Genomic DNA, 20,365 nt, shown 5'->3' on the forward strand with positions numbered 1-20,365 from the left:
CATGTTACAGGAGTTAATCAAATACAGTGATGATATCATCACTGGAAAAATAAACGCTTGCAAGAAGCACAAATCAGCTTGCAAGCGTTTTTTATTGGATATAGAACGAGAAGGCACGGATGCATTTCCCTATGTATGGAACGAGGAAAAAGCCCTTAAAATCGTTAAGTGGTTTTCTTACTTGCGACATAGCAAAGGGATATTGGCGAAGCAGCCCATTATATTGACCACTTGGCAAAAGTTCATTCTTTGTAATATTTATGGCTGGTATCACAAAGACACTGGTTATAGGAGATTTAAAAAAGCTTTTATCGAAGTGGCCCGTAAGAATGCAAAGTCGCAAATTATGGCTGGAGTTGCCTTATATGAAATTAGTGCCTTTGGTGTTAATGCCTCTGAGGCTTATTGTCTTGGAACAAAGATGAAACAAAGTAAGATTGTTTTCAATGAAGCTAAGTTGATGCTTAAGAGCAGCCCGCTTCAAAAGAAGTTTAAAATTACCAGGGATGAAATCAGGCATGTTAAAAGTGACAGTTTTATTAGACCACTAAGCAAGGAAGATGGCAAAACCGGAGATGGTGAAAATCCACAATTCGCCTGTATAGATGAATACCATCAACACCCTACGGATGAGATGTATTCGGTCATGGCTACAGGGATGAAAGCAAGGCCGGAGCCATTGTTGATGATTATTACAACCGCAGGAAAAGATCTCACTTATCCAGCCTATACCCAGGAATATCAATACTGCTCTAATGTTTTGAATGGCAGTATCGAAAACAATACATATTTTGTAATGATCTGCGAATTGGACAAAGAAGATGAAGAAGACTTATCCAATGAAGAAAACTGGAAAAAAGCCAATCCAATCGTAATGTACAACCCTATTGGTATCCAGTCTATGCGGGATGATTATAAGATTGCCTGTGATATTTCAGAAAAAATGACCGATTTTATGACCAAGAATCTGAATATATGGGTGCAAAAAACGAATACCGGCTATATGGACATGGAAAAATGGAAGCTTTGCGAAGTTGATCAACTTCCATTTGATTTGTCTGGTAGAGATGTTTATGTGGGTGTGGACTTGAGTGCAAAAATCGATCTCTCAAGTGTGGCATTTTTATTTCCAATTGATGATGAGGAGGAAGAAAGAAAGTATGTCTTATTGAGCCATTCTTTTATTCCAAGGGGTAGATTGCAAGAAAGAATCAGGGTGGATAAGCAGCCTTATGATTTATGGCAAAGGCAAAAATTCCTCACTGTAACGGATAGTGAGATTGTAAACCAGAAAGATATTATCAAATATATTGTTGATACCTGTGAAGAAAACAACTGGAATATTAATATGATTTGTGTCGATCCGAATAATGCCAGTTTATTTATGCAGGAAATGAGCGATAAGGGATATATCGTAGTGGATGTATGGCAAAGTGCTAAGTCTTTAAATGATGCCACAACTGGATTCAGAGAACAGGTTTATTTGAAGAATGTAGTCTATTTAAAAAATCCATTACTTACCTTTGCTATGGCTAATACCAGGATTAGGAAAAACAATGGATTGATAAAAATTGATAAGGACGCGCAAAAACAAAGAATTGATCCGATAGATGCTACTTTATGCGCTTACAAGCTGGCAATGTTTCATAAAAGTAGTGTTGATTTGAGTGATTTGATCACCGAAGAATATTTGTCAAAATTAGGTTGGGGGTGATAAAAATGAATAGAATTAAAATGTTCCTCCGGGATTACCTGGAGGATATCTTTGTGTTTTTAGGGTTACTCTTAATTATTTTAGCTAGTCTCATGATTAATATTATTCTAGGGATATATGCCGCAGGGGTGATCCTATTTTTGTTAGGGGTTTACTTTATAAGGTTCCCCATAAGAAAAGGCAGGTGAATTAGTTGGGATTATTTAGAGATTCGTATGAAACCAGAAATATAAATGGTTATAGCAATGATGAGTTTATGCGTTTGCTTGGGATCAATAATTTGTCTGTTAATAAAGACAAGTTAAGCGAAATTACATATTTTATCTGTATTAAAACCCTATCTGAGGCTGTAGCCAAATTACCTTTAAAGTTATTCCGCGAAACGCAGAAAGGCACTGAAAAAGCTGTAGGACATTATCTTTATTCACTTTTGAAGCTAAGGCCGAATCCGTACATGTCGGCCTGGAACTTCTGGACAACAATAGAGTTTCAGAAAAACCACTTCGGAAACTCTATTTGTTATATTGATATGGTTAAAAGTGGAAGAGATTCCGGTAAGGTTAAAGGGCTATATATATTAGACCATAAAAATGTTCAAATCTGGGTAGATGATGCGGGATTAATCAGCAAGGATAATGCAGTTTGGTACATCTATACGGATAATAACGGCAAGGAATATAAATTATGCCATGATCAAATTTTACATTTTCGATCGGCAATTAGTCTTGATGGTATAACAGGGCTGGCAATTCAAGATATACTCAAAATGTCTATTGAAAATGCTCAAAATGGTCAAAAGTTTATTAACACGTACTGGAAACAAGGGATGTTTTCCAAAGGACTTTTACAATACACCGGAGACATAGGCGAAAAAGCCATGAAGACGATGCAATCAAAGTTTGAGTCAATGGCAAACGGAATTAGTAACGCAGGACGGATATTGCCGGTTCCACTGGGGTTTAACTTTACGACACTGGATAATAAACTTGTTGATAGCCAATTTTTAGAATTGAGCATGTGGTCAGCCAGACAAATATCTGCCGCATTTGGGATCAAGCCCAATCAATTGAACATGGAACAAAAATACAGCAATATGGAACTTAACCAAAGGGAATTTTATTTAGATACACTATTGCCGGTGATTACAGCTTATGAAAGTGAGCTTACCTGGAAACTCCTCACGGAACAAGAGCGAAACGAAGGAATGTTCTTCAAATTTAATGTGGATGCTATTTTGAGGGCAGATTTTGAAACTAGAATGAAGGGTTACGGTATAGCCATTGATAAAGGCTTCATGACTCCAAATGAGGTTAGAGAAAAGGAAGATTTGCCAACAGATCCTGATGGAGATAAATTGCTGGTGAATGGGACGTATATTCCGTTAAGTATGGTCGGCCAGCAATATACTAATGCTCCCTTGAAGGGAGGTGAAAATATTGAAGAATAAGGAAATTGAACAAAGGGCATTAACAACTAACTTTGAAATCAGAAGCAACGAAGATGGACAAGAGTATTTTGAAGGGTACGCCTTGAAATTTGAGCAATGGTCTGAGGTCATGGGTGACTTCCAGGAGATTATTGATAAAGATGCGCTGAAAAATACTGATTTATCAGATGTCAGAGCGTTGATAAACCACGACAATAATTATATCCTTGCCCGTACTTCTGCCGATAATCTTGAATTGGAAGTTGATGGGATTGGGTTAAAATTTAAAGCCTATCCCTCTGATACGAGTTATTCAAGGGATTTAAAGGAGAATATGAGAGCAGGAAATTTGAGTAAATGTTCCTTCGCTTTCCGTTTAAATTGGGACAATCCAGACTGTGAAAAATGGGAATATAATGAGGAAAGTAAACTCTACCAGAGAAGGATCAAAGATATTGCCAAGATTGTGGATGTGAGTATTGTGACTAACCCGTCATATCAGCAAACAGAGGCCGTCATTACAAGAGCGTTAGATGATTTTAAGGAGAAACAAAGGAAGGAATTGCTCAAACGAAAATTACAGCTTGAATTAGAACTTCTTTAAATTAGGAAGTTCTTTTTTATATTCAAAAAACAAGGAAATAAAGGAAGAGAAGGGATGATTATAAATGAAAAAGATTGATGAATTACGCCAAGAATTAAGCACCAAAAAGGAAGAGGTAAGAGGTCTCTTAGAAAATGACAAGGTGAATGAGGCTGAAGCAAAAATGCCAGAGGTTAGAACCTTGGAAACCAAGATCAAACTTCAGAGTGAGCTTGATGAAGCTGAAGAAAGAGAAGTTCAGAATAAACTTGAAAATAGGAAGGATGATTCAAAAATGGAAAAAAGAACAGTAGATCAAGATATGGAATATAGAGCAATTGGGAAATTTCTATTGGGTAGTGAAATGACTGCGGAAGAAAGAGCAAGTGTTAACATTGGCAATTCCGGCGCGATTTTGCCTCAAGGTTTTGTTAATCAGGTGCAAGTGCTTACAGATGGTTTTCCTTCTCTGAAGAAGTACTGCCATGTGATTCCAACAACAACGACCAGTGGCAAGATGCCTATTAGCTCAGGTTCTACATCAAAAAAACTTGCCAAATTAGCAACTGATAACGAAATGGTTAAGGAAATGATCACAACCAAACCTGTAGAATATGCCACAGAAGACTATGGCAAAATTATTCCGGTGGAAAATTCAGTCCTTGAAGATACGACCGTTGATTTCTTCAATTCTCTGATCGCTCCTGATTTTGCTGAATGTGCTGTGAATAGTGAAAACGAGGAGATTATTAATATCGTTGAAGCCAATTCGGTAGAATTTGAAGCAACGGATTATAAGGGTATTGTTAAATGCTTGAATACGAAGGTCAAACCTTCTTTACTCAAAAATACTATTATTTTAACAAACCAGAGTGGTTATGATTATTTAGATAATCTCACTGATGCTAAAGGGAGACCGTTGCTTAATGATTCCTTAGCGGTAGAAGGTGGCAAGACCTTCAAGGGAAGGGAAATTGTTGTATTAGACGATACGGAACTTCCGGCAGCTACAGACAAGAAAGTGTTCTATATTGTCAACCTCTATGCCTTGATCAAGTTCTTTGACAGAAAAGGATATGAGATTGCTGTAAGTAAGGAAGCGGGCTTTACATATAATCAAACTTTTGTTCGTGTGATTGAACGATTTGATACTGTCAAAGGTGACAGCCGAGCAGCATTCAAAATTGAGTTTTAAGGAGAGGTAAGAGGAAGGGAGAGCTAATTTACTCTCCCTTTCTTCTATGATATAGGTAGAAAGTGAGGAAATATGATCTTAGATTTAACTACAGTGAAAGATTTCTTAAAAATAGAACAGGATTTCCATGAAGAAGATTCCATTATTCAACTCTTAATTGATGCTGCAGAAATCTACCTCCACAATGCTACAGGCATTAAGTTTGATGAGCAAAACAATATGGCAAAGTTATTTTGCCTTATATTGGTTTCAGATTGGTTTGACAGTCGGCAAATGGTAGGAAAAATTTCTGAAAAGGTCAGATTTACCGTTGAATCTATGATCACTCAACTCAAATACTGCTATGGCGGTGATGCACCATGAATGCGGGAGATTTGAGGAAAAGGATTACCCTTCAGGTTTTATCTGACAAAACAACAAATGAAAATGGATTTCCATTGCCGGAAGATGAAAGATATCAGGATCATGTGACTATTTGGGCCGCAGTATACCCATTGAAGGGATCGGAATTCTGGACTGCTAAAACTACCTACAATAAAAATGTAGTCAAGTTTATCTGCCGATATATTCCCGGAGTTAATGCCGATATGCAGATCAAATATAATAACAGGATCTTTGATATTATCGGCGTTATTGATGTGGATGAGCGTCATAAATGGCTGCAAATTATGGGGGAGGAGGTAGTTTAAATGGCCTACATTGATATAAATGGGTTTGAGGATCTTGAGCAGATTTTACAGGATATGACGATCACAGATGCCCAGGAAAAGAAGGCTATGAAAAAAGCCCTTGAGCCAATTTATGAAGAAGTTATGAAAAATGCCCCTGAGAGTACAGGGAATCTTAAACGGCAAATCAAAACATCAGTGAAAAAAGAGGATTTTGCCACTGTCGGAAGAGTAAAACTGGGCGCGTGGTATTCGAAATTTAATGAGTTCGGAACCAGTCGAAATAAAAGCCATATCGGGTTCTTCGAACGTTCTGTAAACAGCACAAAAGATAAAGCAATCAAAATCTTAACGGAGGAATTATTGAAACTAAAATAGGTGGGAAAGTATGGCAACAAATATAAAACAGTTATTAAATCAGGTGTTATCAAGCCCGGAGATCGTTAATCTCTTACCTAATAAAAGGGTTTATTTTCTTCATGCGGAGGCTCCTGAAAAACCGTACTTAGAATATGAAATCATTGATGAGTTTGGGGAAGCATGGGCAGAGAACAGGGAGATAGCAACTAACTATTATATTCAGGTGGATATATTTTCAATGGGAGATTATACGGCAATAGAGAATGCAGTCAAAGACACAATGATCAGCTATGGTTTTAAAAGGTCAATGTCGGTTGATTTGTACGAAAATGACATAAAACTCTACCATAAGGTGATGAGATTTGTGATCACATTGAAAAATAAATAAAAGAAAGAGGGATGTTAAAAAATGGCTATTGTGGGACTAGAAAAGCTATATTATGCTAAGTTGACAGCGGATGGTGTTTCAGGAGTGACATATGATACCCCTATTTACCTAGAGGGGGTTAAAGAAATTAGCATATCGCCAAAAGTGAGTACAGTTAAAGCTTATGCCGAGAATAGAGCTTGGGCACAAATTACCTCCTTTGATGATGTTGAGGTGTCTATCGACCTTATTGATTTGACTAATGCTCAGCGTGCTGACTTGTTGGGAAGTGATTTGGCCGAAGAAGGAGGAGTTATTTCTAGAGTCGGTGATACAGCCCCTTATATTGCTCTGCTCTATGTGGCTAACACTTCTGACGGCGGTAAACAATATGGAATTTTATTTAAAGGCAAAATGGAATTGCCAGAGGACTCAGCCAAGGGACAGGAGGGCACAGTTAGTTTTCAGAGTTTTTCCATGAAGGCAAGTTTTATGCCTTTGCGTTATAATGGCATGTGGAAATACCAAGTCAGCGACAAAGATCCAGATTGTCCCGCAGATATTCAAACTAAGTTTTTTGAGCAAGTCATTATTCCAACTCAAAAAATTGTTGAGAATGGAGAACAAGAGCAAGGGTAAAAGTAATAGAATTTTGGGGAGTGTCTAATATTGGGCACTCCTTTTCATTTGAAAAATATGGAATATTATAGGGAGATGAAGATTATGAGTAAAATCAATGTTGCGGTGAACGAGTTTAAAATTGTATTGGGTGGAGTGGAGTATACCTTTAGGTTAGACTTTAGGGCATTGTTAAAATTCACCAAGCGTTATGATGATGCCCTGGTTATTTTTAACGAGTTTTTAGCTGGTAAAGATATTTATAACTGTATCATCAAAATTTTGAGTTGCGCTTGCCCGGAGAAAGAGTTTACGGAAGATGAGTTGGCAGAGCAATTAAGCTTTGATTACAATACGATGAAGTTAATGGATCAAATTACTTTTGCGTTGATCGAAGGGGTTTTATCTGACCAAAATGATAAAAATGAGAAGGGGAATAAAACCCCAAAAAACTAGATAACCAGTCAGAATCTGAGGAATGGCTAGATTTTGACTGGTTTTACTATGTCTCTACAGTTTTGTTAAAAATGAACGAAGAAGAATTTTGGACATCAACGCCTAGAAAGATAGGGGCACTTTGGGAAATCCATGCTAAATTTAATGGATTTGATATTGGTGAAGAGAAATCAGCCAAAGAAGAGCGGGTGTTTATAGATCAAGTCTTATTTTAATAGGGAAGGAGGGAAAATATGGCAGATGATTTGGAAAAACGAATAACAGCTAAAATGGTACTTGATAGCTCAGGTTTTAATAGTAGCATCCAAGGTGTAAATCAGCAGTTAAGGCTTGCTCAATCAGAACTTAAGGCCAGTTCTGAGCAGCTAGGAGTATTCGGAACAAATACTGAGCGATTAAAAGCGACTACGGAAGGTTTAAGCAGACAGATTGATTTGCAAAGGCAAAAGGTAGATATTTATCAATCCAGCATTCAGAAGACCACTGAGAAGCTACAGAACAATATCAAGGCCAGAGATGAGCTTAAAAAGAAACTTGAAGAGGCCACAGCGAAATACAATGAAAGCATAAAATTGTACGGCAAAGAATCTGAAGAAGCTAATAAGGCTAAAGAGTCTGTTGATAAGCTAACTGAGGAATATAAGCAAAAACAGAAACAAGTAGAGAATAATTCTAAAACCATCAATAACTATACTGTCAAAATGAATCAGGCCGAAGAAGGCTTAGCCAAAATGCAAGGCGAACTTCAAAAAACCAATGATGAGTTGGCAAAAAGTGAAAACAAGTGGCTCAATGCTGGAAAAGCTTTGGAGGAAACATCCCAGAAGTTAAAAACAACAGGTGAGAGCGTTGGTAATGTTGGGGGAGTAATTCTCAAGGCTACGGCTCCATTAGTAGGATTGGGAGCGGCATCATTAAAATTTGGGATAGAATTTGAGTCTGCTTTTGCCGGAGTCAAAAAGACAGTGACTGCGACAGAGGAACAATTAGCTGGATTAAGTCAAGGTATTCGAGACTTATCAAAGCAGATGCCACAAACGGCCAGTGAAATAGCAGGAGTGGCAGAAGCAGCAGGACAGTTAGGGATTAAAACCGAGAGTATCCTTGGATTTACTAAAACTATGGTGATGCTTGGTGATACAACCAATCTTACATCTGAGCAAGCAGCCACTGATTTGGCAAGATTAGCTAATATTACCCAAATGCCGCAAACTCAATTTGATAGGCTAGGGTCAAGCATTGTCGCACTTGGGAACACAATGGCAACCACTGAATCTGAGATTGTGTCTATGTCTTTGAGATTAGCGGCACAGGGTAAACAAGTTGGAATGTCAGAAGCTGAAATAGCTGCATTAGCTGGAACTATGTCCAGTTTAGGTATAGAGGCAGAAGCTGGTGGTACAGCCATGACCACAACACTCAAAAAGATACAGACAGCCGTTGCTGAAGGTGGAAGCGATCTGAAAGCCTTTGCAGATGTAGCAAGGATGTCTAGTCAAGATTTTGCTAATTTGTTTAATGAAGATGCGGTTTCCGCTTTAGATGCTTTTGTCAAAGGTCTGGCTGGCTCAAGTGCAGAAGGCAAAAACTTAACAACAATCTTATCTGATTTGGGTATTACTGGAATTCGCGAATCGGATACTTTACTTCGTATGGCTGGAGCGTCGGAGTTGTTATCTTCTGCAGTAGAAACCTCTACTCAAGCATGGGAAGAAAATGTTGCCTTAAGCAATGAAGCAGAGCAAAGATATCAGACCACAGGGTCCAGGCTTCTAATGCTTAAGAACCAGTTTATTGATGTAGGAATTAAATTAGGAGAAGTTCTAATTCCTTATGTTGAGACAGCTGCCTTAAAGGTTGGAGAATTTGCCGATTGGTTAGGTCAATTAGATAAAAGTACACTGGACACAACAACTAAAATTGTTGGCTTAACAGTTGCCTTTGGGGGCATTCTCAAAATCGGTGGTGGAGCCATTAGTACAGTCGGAAGTATTGCAGGGGGCTTAGGCAAATTAAGTACAGCTCTTGGTGGAGCAAAACTTGCTACTGCCGGTATAGGTACGGCTGCAAGTGTAGCTGGTGGGGTAAGTGGCTTAGGGGCTTTAACGGCTGGTTTAGGTAGTGCAGCAGTTGCAGTGGCCCCTTTTGTGTTGGCTGCTGGTGGCATTGCTGCAGTGGGTTATGGCATAAATAAGAGTATGTCACAAGAGGCAGTTCCAGCAGTTGATCTTTTTGCAGATCATGTGGAAATGACTGCTGAACAAGTTGAATTAGCAAGTCAAAGCATGGGTGCTGTAGTGGAGACCACAACAACCCAAATCACTGAGGGAACCAAGGAAGCGGTAGGAGCCTATTTAGAATTAGATAATCAGGCCACTGAGACCCTATCTAATCTATATATCAATAGCACAACCATAACTTCACAAATTGCTGATGACATGGTTGGTCAATACAGTTCGATGACATCTCAGATCAAGGTTGGGTTAGATAAACACCATCAACAGCTTCTTTCTGACATGGAACTATTTTTCACTAATTCGCGCACTTTGAGTGATGCTGAAGAAAAAGAGGTTCTTGCTAAATTACAAAATGACAATAACGCTAAAAAAGCTGAGATAGACAATTACACCAAACAAATTCAAGAAATTCTCATTAAAGCCAGTGAGGATAAAAGAGCTTTGACTTTAGAAGAGCAGCAAGAGATCAATGAAATTCAAGAGAAAATGAGAGTCAATGCCGTTAAATCTCTATCTGATAGTGAGGTAGAGTCAAAGGTTATCTTGGAACGGTTAAAGGAGTATAGTACAAGAATCACAGCTGAACAAGCATCTGAAGTTATTGCTAATGCTGAACGGCAGAGAAAAGAGGCGGTAGATAAGGCTGAGCAGCAGTATCAGGAAACTGTTAAAAATATTATCAGGATGAGAGACGAGACAGGGGTAATTAGTGCAGATCAAGCGGATAGGCTTATTAAGGATGCAACAAGGCAAAAAAATGAGGGTATTGTTAAGGCCCAGGAATTAAAAGATGGTGTGGTTGAAAAGATTCGTTCAATGAATAGAGATATTTTAAATGATATTAATATTACAGATGGCTCTATCAAAAATGGTTGGAATAAGCTAAAAGACTGGTTTGGTAATAATCCTATTACTCGTTGGGTTAGGACACAGATGTCAGGAGAAGATAACCTTGATATTGGGCAGAATTGGGCTGGAACAAGCAGTTGGCGTGGGGGTTTAACGACGTTACATGAGCGGGGCTGGGAAATTTTTGACCTCCCGAAAGGGACAAGGGTTTATCCTCATGAAGCCAGTGTAGAGTTAGTTAATAAAATGGCTCAGAGTTTTGCTAGTCAAAGTAGGGGAGGGTTCGGTTTAGGTAAAGTTGAGGTAAATCTAAATGTTCATGGTAATCTTGATAAGAGCATTTTGCCACAAGTTGAGAGAGTTTTAGAAAGTTCATCTCAAAAGATAGTAAAAGAACTTAATAAAATGGGAGTTCGCATAAGATAACTTCGTTAAGGGAGTAGGATAAATAGATTTCTGCTCCCTTTATATTAAAGGCGGTGACAAAGAGCGGAAGGGATGTATAGTCTTTTTTTGCAATTATTATTGATTCCATTGGAGGAAATAGCTTGCTTACTCAATTGAGTTGAGCATCAAAATATGGTAACATGAGTACAGTAAAAAGATAACTTCAAAACCGTCAAATACAAAACTTCTTGACCACCTGCTATGACGGCGGACTGGGTAAGACTTCCCTACGATCTGATGGAGAAGATCTCCACCCGCATTGTCAACGAAGTGAAGGGTGTCAATAGGGTAGTGTATGACATTACCTCAAAACCCCCTGGGACCATTGAGTGGGAGTAAGAATGGAAAAGCCGGAAACCCGTATGAATAAAGGGTTGCCGGCTCTTTTTTTGTCCTTGGCTCTACTTGGCTCTATAGGGCTTAAGCCTTTAAATCATGGAAAATACGCTTGGCCTGCAGGCTCTCGGCGAGCGTTTGGATATGGGGAATCCGCTATTATACTATGAGGGTAAATGAATAGGATAGAGCGATAGTGCAAAGCAGCCCTGTATTCTGGACGGAGAAGGCACGGTATTCGACCAGGGGAAGGTATGGTCACTCAGGCGAAGGAAGAGATTGACTAATAAATAAAATAATAATAAGATTTGTCACATTTGAGACCTTGGCCTCATATCCTATGAGTAAGTCACCTAAAAGGATGAGCGGCCATGACCATGAACTGCGTTTTCCTGATTAAGGCAGGAACCGTGGCGGAGGATAGGATGAAACCGATTGCCGTCTGGTGGAGGCCAGAGGTCTGATTCCTTATGGAAAATGGTTCCCACTGCCAGTCTCGGCAGATTGGCAAGCGCTTGCCAATCTGAAGATAAAGAAATTGGTTTAGCTAAGACAAAATACAGCTTAACACCCTCTTATCCCATCTGCTTTTGATCGATATTAGTCGATATCATGATCAAAAGCTTGTAATGGTTTCTTGTAATGGTTTGTTGAAGGGTATCAGTTTGTGATTCAGCCGGTGTTGGTTTTTTGTAAGAGTCTTTAGCCGGTTCATGGCACTGATCCCAGGTTTGAACAGATCCGATACAAGGATGAGACGATTGGGATTTTTGGGGAACTACTACGAAAATTGAACTTATAGACCCGAATGAAAAAGCGGTTAGGACTTCATGCTAATGAAATCTTAACCGCTTAAATTTTTGTAATTATCATGTAATTATTTGAGGTACAGAACCGGAGAAGGCATCAGGAAGAAGTAGTCCTCAGGACGACTTAGATCAATCTGTATGTTATTGGATACGGCATTGCCGCTTTGGTCCATAACAATAAGCTTGACCAGGATGTCCTCAATACGGTCCTCCCTTAATTGTCTTCTGCTGAGTGAGGATTTATAACAATTGTTTTCCTTGGTGATACTCATCAGATATTTGACGGTAGAATCTTCAGTAGGGTGAGTTACCCCCACCATAGAGTAAATGAGAGGTTCCCTGGAATCATCTGTGGCTTCATCCCATTGGAAAAAGAGTCCTTCGGAAGTTACCTCGGTGAGTTGAAGCAAGGGCATACTGGGGGCATCCCGATCTTCTTTACCCTTAAGTCCGGAAAGATTAACAAAATAATCATAGAGCCCGGGAACTTCCCAGGCCAGGGGCAGATGAGCGTTTTCCTGGGGGGTATACTGATAGGAACGGATCCGGGTTAAATTTGGACTGCCAAAAAGTTGTACATAGTCTTCGGCAGCAATTTCCACGGCTGACCAGCAGTGGTCACCGTTGTCGATTTCTGTATAGTGGTTGAGATTGCGGATTTTTGCGTATTCAGAATCAAGATAATTATTGGATATGCCTTCTTTTTTATTCAGATAATAATAGAGAAAATGGTGCCCGTATTCATGAGAGAGGGTATTGAGGACATAGGGATTATCATCCCCCACGCCAAAAAGATCAATATAGCGCCCTGGAGCAATCTGGTCTCTAAACCACTCCCCGTGCCACATGCCTACGGTATTCGTCCCTCTGGGATAATCAGGGTAGAGATTGATGTGGGATAAATAAGCGATTTCCTCCCCTATGGTATTCTTCGCAAATTCATCATAGATTTCTTTGAGCTTGTCCAGGTCATAACCGGGTACGTAGCTGCGAATCTCCACACCATGGGTGCCTTTATAGGTTAGGAGAGGGGCCTCGGAATTAGCCTGGAGAGCGGAGGCACTGACTGCAAAGTGGTTTCCTCCCAGCAAAGTGATGCATACCAAGAAAAGTGTAATGACTAAGGTTCTGCTTTTTTTGTTCAAGTGAATCATCCTCTCTAGTTAATATATTCACAATAAATGAAGAGAATCCTCTTTCTTATACAGAATCTTAGAAGTTTTTTATCTTTTATGAAGGTAAAATTATTCTGGGAGAGTAATTTGAGGGCACTTGGCGAAAAATGAATTTTTTGGAAGGGCATTTTGTTGTGCTTTTGTAGGTTTTCCTTAGAAAGATTGCATAGAATGGAGCAGAGTGACAAAAGAAGAGACAGTATTATGACAAATAGGAGCGAGGCTATGGATGAACTAATCCGCATGGAGAAGGAGAAAAGCCAAATCAGAAAACTTCGGGAGAAATACCAAGGAATAGAGAGGCCCGGGGTGTCCATCATCTTACCCACTTCTAAGCCAAAGTATTTACAGAATATCTATGCTAACCTTCAGCGCATACACTATCCGAAGGTCGAATACATCGTGATTATCAACACCTCCCGCGCCCGGCCTGAGATCTATTATGAGAAGTTAAAGGATTTGGCAGAGATCCGGTTTTTAGTTTTAAACGAGAGCTACACTCTGGGGGATTGTCTTAATTATGGTATCGACATGGCCAAGTATGATTATATCGGGAAAATGGATGACGATGACTATTATGGAGCCTTTTTCTTAGAGGATCTGATGCTGGCTTTCCAATATACCAATGCACAGATTGTGGGTAAAGGGGTCCATTTTGTTTATTTTGAGTCCAATTTTGCCTTAGGGATCCGCTTGCCTACCGCCGTTCCCTACTCCCTTGAGGAAGGAGTGTTTTTTGAAAACCGTTATACAAGGGGACCGTCCTTGTCGGGGGGGACCTTTATGATCAAGAGAGAGGTTTTCGGGAAGGTGAGGTTTCCCTCCGTCAACTTAGGGGAGGATGTGAAATTTCTTCAGGAGTGCACGAGACGGAATATCTTGATCTATGGAGCGGATCGCTATAATTATGTTTACATGCGTCATGGGGATCGCATGGATCATACCTGGAGTGTAAACTCTGACTTTGTTTACCGGCAAGCTCATATTTTACAGCAGGGGGGAGATTTTCTACCGATGATTACAGTATGAACGAGGAAATTTTAGGGCTCCTTAACACGGATTGTGTAAGGAGCCCTTTGGTTTATTCTGTGGGGTGGATCTGCTGCATGGCCACAAGCTGGGTCCGGATAATGAGGTCCAGGGAGTTGGGGGTGGGAACGGACTTGCCAATGACTTCGGATTGAGTAAAGATCCTTAAGTTGAAATTCTGTTTGATTCGAGATGGAGTAAGATGGGTTTCTACAGCAGAGAGCACATGGTGGATAGCATCCTTTAGCTCGTGAAGCTGGTTTTGCTCATCTCGATAAATAATTTTATAAGGAATCCGCAGGGAAAAGGTGAGATGATGATAATTAGGCCGAAGTGGAATGGGGAGGATACTGATGGAATGATGTTTGACTTCGGCCTCCTCAAAGATTAATCCTTCGGCAATAGCTGCGGGTATGGGGAACTGGTGATGAATGGTAAGGTCAAAGGGCTTAGGCGGTTTAAAATAGAGCTTTTCCGTGACAAAGGAATAGGGCCTTTGAGTGTTGCAGGGGAGGACCTCAGATAGAAGCAATTGACGATGGCTCTCACTTATGGCAACCCCTTGACGGGTTTGGACTGAGAGCGGGGCATAGAGAGTGCTGATGATTGCCTTGGTTTCAGTATCGATCAGAGTAAGCTGGCAACCATTGGTTACCCAGAGTTGGGAACCCTCCGGAGTCAGGGTAAGCTCACGAGGAGCAGATAGTGACGGTATGGTTGCAAGTACCTGATGTTCGTAGGTGGAGATAATGCTGATGGAATCGGAATCATGGTTCGTAACGTAAGCGAGGGGCCGACTGGGATGGAGCGCAATCCGCTGGGGATTCCGGCCTACCGGGATTGAGGCGACTTCCCCCCGCAGGCCAAGGTCGACTACGGAAACCCGATTTTCAGGGGATAGAATGAGGTAGAGGAGGGTACCGTCAGGAGATAAGGCCAGGCCTACGGGGGATAAAGCTAGGTCTGGGGAAGATAAAGGAGAATTCTTTGGGTAATCCTTGAGATGAAAAGTGTCCGCAGCTTGATGATGCTCTGTGTCGATGATGGAAATGGAACAGCCAGCCTGGTGGGATACATAAAGCTTTTTGCCATCACGGGATAGAGCAAGGCCGCTGGGGTATAAATTTAAGGGAATGGTATTTATCACTTCATCTTTATGCAGATCGATAACCGAGATGATCTGCTCTTCAGTGCCGGCAACATACCCCTTGGCACCCGCAGAATCGATTACCAGAGCTTGAGGGTTTTTTCCGACGGGGATGGTCCTTTTTACAATGAAGGAGTCACAATCAATTACGGAAAGGGTAGCACTTCCGCGATTGGGGACATAAAGTTTTTTACCTTCCGGAAAGCAGGTTAAGTATCCGGGGCCGATCCCCACGGGAATCATCCCGAGGAGCTTTTCTGATTCCATATGATAGACAGCAATATCACCCGGCAACGAGGAGTCAATTGCCGGCATACTCACCCAAGCGAGCAAACTGTGAGTCAAATTTTTCGGCCTCCTTTAACACTGTGGTTCAATTTTAGGCACTCTAACTTTTTAAGGATTCCTTTCTCAAGGTTCTTTTTCTCAGGATTCCAATAAGGCTCCGGTTGATCCTGTAGTATTCTATTCTTAAGATTTTAAGAAGCTACAGATCGAAGAGGATATTTACAGGCGGAAAGGGCAGGGAGTTCCTGTAAAAAAGTCGAACGATTTTGTTTAAAAACAATAAAATGTTCGAAAAAGTGTTGACCGATGAATTAAGAAACGGTACAATTATTCCAGAAGATAGCTACTGCAAAGCAAACAAAAAATTTAAATAGGGCGTTCATATAATCGCGGAGATAGGGTCCGCAAGTTTCTACCGGGCTGCCGTAAATGGCCTGACTATGAGCGAAACTGTGCCCAGGGTATTGCCCGAGGGCACAGGTCTGACGGTTGCCTGCTAAGGTGGATTCTTTAAGGAATGGACCTTGGTCTGCTGTCGGATCACACCCATGGGACAAAGGAAGCATATTTCCTATGTCCAGGACGTTTCGTCACTTGCACCCGCTCAAGAGTGGAGCCTGGTGGCGGATAGTCGTGGAGACAAGCCCAGGCGGGTAGGTTTCACTCTTTTTAAGCAAGGTGGAATCTACCTGTCTTTTTTTCACTAATGATTGTTTCATTGGTTAGTGGGTAATAGCTAAGAAGACATTGAACAGGGAGGGTATCATGGAACTGCAAAGCGTAAAGCGTATTTATGTGGAGAAGAAGCCTGGTTTTAATATCGAAGCCCAGGGGCTGCTGCAGGATATTCAGGAAAACCTGGGCATCAAAAACTTGGAAGATTTAAGGATCATCAACCGCTATGATGTGGCAGGTATTACATCTGAAGAATACGCTCAGGCCAGAAGGATCATTTTTTCCGAACCGACCGTGGATTGGGTTTATGATGAAGAACTTAAGCTTGCTCCCCAAGACCGTGTATTTGCCATGGAGTACCTTCCCGGTCAATATGATCAACGGGCGGATTCAGCAAGGCAATGCATTCAGATTCTTACCCAAAAGGAGCGTCCGGAGATTGCTGCTGCGAAAGTGATGGTTCTTAAGGGGCAGATCACAGAAGCTGAACTGGAGCGCATCAAGCAGTATTGCATTAATCCGGTGGAATCCCGGGAGGCCGGTTTGGAGAAACCTGAAAACCTGGCCTTTGTTCCTGAACTGCCTGAGGATGTGGAAACCATTGAGGGTTTCACAGGGATGGCGCAAACAGAGCTGGAACAGTTCTATCAAGGAGCAGGCCTGGCCATGAGCCTGGAGGATTTGGCTTTCTGTCAGGGGTATTTCCGGGATGAAGAGAAACGGGATCCCACCATTACGGAGATTCGGGTTATCGATACCTATTGGTCGGATCATTGCCGCCATACTACCTTTTTTACCCAATTGCAAAATATCGTCATCGCGGAAGGGGAGTTTGCGGAGCCTATTCGCAAAGCCTATGAGGAATATCAGGAGTCCCGGGGGTTGGTTTATGGGGAAAAGGCTGAGAGCCGGGATGTCTGTCTGATGGATTTGGCTGTGATCGGCATGAAGGAGCTGAAAAAGAAGGGACTTCTTCAGGATCTTGACGAGTCTGATGAAATTAATGCTTGCAGCATTGTTGTCAATGTGGATGTAGATGGCCGGAGTGAAGAATGGCTTGTCATGTTTAAAAATGAAACCCATAACCATCCTACGGAAATCGAGCCTTTTGGAGGCGCGGCCACCTGTCTGGGCGGGGCCATCCGGGATCCTTTATCCGGGCGGACTTATGTCTATCAGGCCATGCGGGTTACCGGCAGCGGCGATCCCCGGGCCAAAGTAGAGGAAACCTTGCCTGGAAAGCTGCCGCAACGAAAGATTACTACAGTTGCTGCAGCCGGCTATAGTTCTTACGGCAACCAAATCGGCTTAGCCACCGGACAAGTTGCCGAAGTTTATGACGAAGGTTTTATCGCCAAGCGGATGGAGATCGGCGCGGTTATCGCCGCGGCACCCAGGGAAAATGTGGTGCGGGAAGCGCCTAAACCCGGGGATGTGGTGGTTTTAGTGGGAGGACGTACCGGCCGGGATGGTTGCGGAGGGGCTACGGGCTCGTCCAAAGAGCATACTACGGAATCTTTGGCCACTTGTGGAGCAGAAGTGCAAAAGGGGAATCCCCCCACGGAGAGAAAAATACAACGCCTCTTCCGCAACCCTAAAGTCAGCAGGATGATTAAGAAATGCAATGACTTTGGGGCAGGTGGGGTGTCGGTAGCTATTGGTGAATTAACCGATGGTTTAGAGATCGATCTGGACGTAGTTCCCAAGAAATATGAGGGCCTGGATGGTACGGAGCTGGCTATCTCTGAATCACAGGAGCGGATGGCGGTGGTCATCGCCGCGGAAAACCTGGAAGCTTTCGTCGGCTATGCGGATGAGGAAAACCTGGAGGCCACTTTAGTGGCTAAGGTCAGTGAGCATCCCCGGCTGAATATGACCTGGCGGGGCCAAACCATTGTGGATATCAGCCGGGAGTTTCTGAACACGAACGGCGTGAAGCAAAAGACGGATGTATCTGTGCTGCTTCCGGAAAGCAGCGAGAATTATTTCCGACAGCTTCCCCAAGGGGGCAGAAGCGGAGAGACCGCTTCAGGTGCTGCCGCCGACAGCTCATCAGGGGCAGCGGCAGGTGATATGAGTTTAGCAGGAATGGCCTTAGAGGATGCCTGGTTAGCCAATCTGCAGGATCTGAATGTCTGCAGTCAAAAAGGCCTGGTGGAACGCTTCGATAGTACCATTGGCGCGAATACAGTGCTGATGCCCTTTGGCGGAAAATATCAAGCCACCCCGGCCGAAGGAATGGTGGCCAAGATTCCTGTGGAGTCCGGAGATACTCGCACGGCGACGGCGATGACCTACGGATATAATCCCCAATGTGCCCAATGGAGTCCTTTCCACGGTGCCCTCTATGCCGTGGTGGAGGCGGTTACGAAAATGGTGGCCCTGGGAGCCGATTATCGAAGCATTCACTTAACCCTGCAGGAGTATTTTGAAAAGCTGGGCAAGGATCCTCAGAAATGGGGCAAACCTTTCTCTGCTCTTTTAGGAGCCTTCTATGCCCAAAAGAAGCTGGGAATTCCCGCTATTGGCGGTAAGGACAGCATGTCCGGAACCTTCATGGATCTGCACGTGCCTCCCACTTTAGTGGCTTTCGCAGTAGGGGTATTAAATACAGATAGAGTTATTTCTCAGGAGTTTAAACAGGCAGGCAGCCAGGTGGTCCTGGTTCCGGCAAAGCGGGATAGGGATGAAGTGATAGATTTTGAACATCTCGCCGGGAATTATGATAAAGTTCATGAACTGATTCATGGAGGTAAAGTCCTGTCTTCCCACACTGTAAAAATGGGGGGGCTGGCTGCTGCTCTTACGAAGATGGCCTTTGGCAACAGGATCGGCATGAAGTTCAGCTCACCTATGGCCGGGGCGGATTTGTTCCGAGCGGATTATGGCTCCATTATTTTGGAAATTCCCGCAGCAGTTGAGCTTAGGGATGCCCTTGGCGAAGTCAGGTACATGGTTCTGGGCAGCACTCAGGAAAAGCCTGCCATCGAACTGAATGAAGCGGAAATCTTCCTGGATAAAGCCTTGGCAATTTGGGAAAAACCCTTGGAGAGAATCTTCCCCACCAAAACTGCAACCGTAGATCAGCCGCAAAAGATTTCTTTTAGTGAACGAAATTCACAACGGCCAGCCATTAAACTGGCCAAGCCCCGGGTGTTTATCCCTGTTTTTCCGGGGACGAATTGTGAGTATGATTCAGAACGGGCTTTCACCAAAGCCGGGGCTGTGGTGGAGACCTTAGTGATTCGCAATCTGACCCCTGACCATGTGGAAGAGTCTATTGCCGGGATTGTCAAAGGGATAGAAAGAGCACAAATGGTTATGCTCCCCGGCGGTTTCAGTGCCGGGGATGAGCCGGACGGTTCCGGTAAATTTATCGCCACGATGTTCCGCAATCCCCGCATCAAAGAAGCGGTCATGAAACTGCTTAAGCAAAGAGATGGCTTAATGCTGGGAATCTGCAACGGGTTCCAGGCTTTGATCAAATTAGGTTTAGTGCCCTATGGGGAAATCATGGATCTGGATGAAGAGGCGCCAACCTTAACCTATAATAAAATCGGACGCCATGTTTCCTGTATGGTGCAGACCAAAGTGGTCTCCACCTTATCTCCCTGGTTCAGTGGGATGGAGTTGGGAGATATTCATACCATCCCTGTATCCCATGGGGAAGGCCGGTTTGTGGCCAGCCCGGATGTGGTCAGGAAGCTGATGGAGAGGGGACAAGTGGCCACTCAATATGTGGATCACCAAGGATGTCCCAGCAACGAAGTTCTTTACAATCCCAACGGCTCCTATGAAGCCATTGAGGGGATCACCAGTCCGGATGGCCGTGTCCTGGGCAAGATGGGGCACTCCGAGCGTGTGGGTGAAGGTGTGGCCATCAATATCAGCGGGAATAAATATCAGCCGATCTTTGCAGGCGGCGTGAATTATTTTAGAGGATAATCGTATTACCGATTAATGAAACAAGGGACAAAGCAAAGGGA

The 20,365-nt window shown here is 42.6% G+C and carries 16 protein-coding genes, 1 pseudogene and 1 riboswitch; of the genes and pseudogenes, 15 read left to right on the forward strand and 2 right to left on the reverse strand.

Annotation, left to right across the window (positions count from 1 at the left end; genetic code table 11):
- The first annotated feature begins 1 nt into the window (after position 1).
- The 13 genes and pseudogenes from DHAF_RS07265 to DHAF_RS25005 form a co-directional block, all read left to right on the forward strand.
- Positions 2-1,714, forward strand: a complete 1,713-nt coding sequence (locus DHAF_RS07265) for a terminase large subunit (protein ID WP_338009696.1) — start codon at positions 2-4, stop codon at positions 1,712-1,714.
- Positions 1,715-1,907: 193 nt separating this feature from the next.
- Positions 1,908-3,161, forward strand: coding sequence for a phage portal protein (locus tag DHAF_RS07275; protein ID WP_015943443.1), 1,254 nt, complete (start codon positions 1,908-1,910; stop codon positions 3,159-3,161).
- Positions 3,151-3,744 (forward strand): HK97 family phage prohead protease, encoded by a 594-nt coding sequence (locus DHAF_RS07280; protein ID WP_015943444.1) that lies wholly within the window; start codon positions 3,151-3,153, stop codon positions 3,742-3,744. The genes DHAF_RS07275 and DHAF_RS07280 overlap by 11 nt, the downstream gene beginning before the upstream one ends.
- A 64-nt stretch (positions 3,745-3,808) precedes the next feature.
- Entirely contained in the window at positions 3,809-4,918 is a 1,110-nt protein-coding gene (locus tag DHAF_RS07285; RefSeq protein ID WP_015943445.1) for a phage major capsid protein, read from the forward strand.
- A gap of 72 nt (positions 4,919-4,990) precedes the next feature.
- Positions 4,991-5,281 carry a head-tail connector protein gene (locus tag DHAF_RS07290; protein WP_015943446.1) on the forward strand — a complete coding sequence of 97 codons (291 nt, stop codon included), beginning with the start codon at positions 4,991-4,993 and terminating at the stop codon, positions 5,279-5,281.
- Positions 5,278-5,607, forward strand: coding sequence for a phage head closure protein (locus DHAF_RS07295; RefSeq protein ID WP_015943447.1), 330 nt, complete (start codon positions 5,278-5,280; stop codon positions 5,605-5,607). Before DHAF_RS07290 ends, DHAF_RS07295 begins: the two co-directional genes overlap by 4 nt.
- On the forward strand, positions 5,608-5,964 hold the full coding sequence (locus DHAF_RS07300; protein ID WP_015943448.1) for an HK97-gp10 family putative phage morphogenesis protein: 357 nt from the start codon (positions 5,608-5,610) through the stop codon (positions 5,962-5,964).
- 10 nt (positions 5,965-5,974) lie between these two features.
- Entirely contained in the window at positions 5,975-6,334 is a 360-nt protein-coding gene (locus tag DHAF_RS07305; RefSeq protein ID WP_015943449.1) for a hypothetical protein, read from the forward strand.
- Between the two features lie 21 nt (positions 6,335-6,355).
- On the forward strand, positions 6,356-6,952 hold the full coding sequence (locus tag DHAF_RS07310) for a major tail protein (RefSeq protein WP_015943450.1): 597 nt from the start codon (positions 6,356-6,358) through the stop codon (positions 6,950-6,952).
- An 84-nt stretch (positions 6,953-7,036) separates the two neighbouring features.
- Entirely contained in the window at positions 7,037-7,387 is a 351-nt protein-coding gene (locus DHAF_RS07315; protein ID WP_041272053.1) for a hypothetical protein, read from the forward strand.
- Positions 7,388-7,458: 71 nt separating this feature from the next.
- The gene (locus tag DHAF_RS26045) at positions 7,459-7,602 is read left to right on the forward strand and encodes a hypothetical protein (protein WP_193345590.1); all 144 of its coding nucleotides are present in this window, start codon (positions 7,459-7,461) and stop codon (positions 7,600-7,602) included.
- 18 nt (positions 7,603-7,620) lie between these two features.
- Positions 7,621-10,899: a phage tail tape measure protein gene (locus DHAF_RS07320; RefSeq protein ID WP_015943452.1), complete on the forward strand. Its 3,279-nt coding sequence runs from the start codon at positions 7,621-7,623 to the stop codon at positions 10,897-10,899.
- A 219-nt stretch (positions 10,900-11,118) separates the two neighbouring features.
- Positions 11,119-11,259: pseudogene (locus DHAF_RS25005) on the forward strand (GMP synthase (glutamine-hydrolyzing)); the annotation flags it as partial.
- Between the two features lie 874 nt (positions 11,260-12,133).
- On the opposite strand, the gene DHAF_RS07325 reads toward DHAF_RS25005, so the two are convergent.
- Complete coding sequence (locus DHAF_RS07325) at positions 12,134-13,219, reverse strand: hypothetical protein (protein ID WP_242659946.1); 1,086 nt, start codon at positions 13,217-13,219, stop codon at positions 12,134-12,136.
- A gap of 246 nt (positions 13,220-13,465) precedes the next feature.
- Here DHAF_RS07325 and DHAF_RS07330 point away from each other — a divergent pair, with 246 nt between their 5' ends.
- Entirely contained in the window at positions 13,466-14,269 is an 804-nt protein-coding gene (locus tag DHAF_RS07330; protein ID WP_015943454.1) for a glycosyltransferase family 2 protein, read from the forward strand.
- A 52-nt stretch (positions 14,270-14,321) separates the two neighbouring features.
- Here the strand turns inward: DHAF_RS07330 and DHAF_RS07335 are convergent, their stop codons facing one another.
- Positions 14,322-15,761: a YncE family protein gene (locus DHAF_RS07335; protein WP_015943455.1), complete on the reverse strand. Its 1,440-nt coding sequence runs from the start codon at positions 15,759-15,761 to the stop codon at positions 14,322-14,324.
- 302 nt (positions 15,762-16,063) lie between these two features.
- Positions 16,064-16,165, forward strand: a riboswitch (purine riboswitch).
- A 304-nt stretch (positions 16,166-16,469) separates the two neighbouring features.
- Here DHAF_RS07335 and DHAF_RS07340 point away from each other — a divergent pair.
- Complete coding sequence (locus DHAF_RS07340; protein WP_015943456.1) at positions 16,470-20,324, forward strand: phosphoribosylformylglycinamidine synthase subunit PurQ; 3,855 nt, start codon at positions 16,470-16,472, stop codon at positions 20,322-20,324.
- Positions 20,325-20,365 lie beyond the last annotated feature (41 nt).

This window comes from Desulfitobacterium hafniense DCB-2, from assembly GCF_000021925.1.
GTDB lineage: Bacteria > Bacillota > Desulfitobacteriia > Desulfitobacteriales > Desulfitobacteriaceae > Desulfitobacterium > Desulfitobacterium hafniense.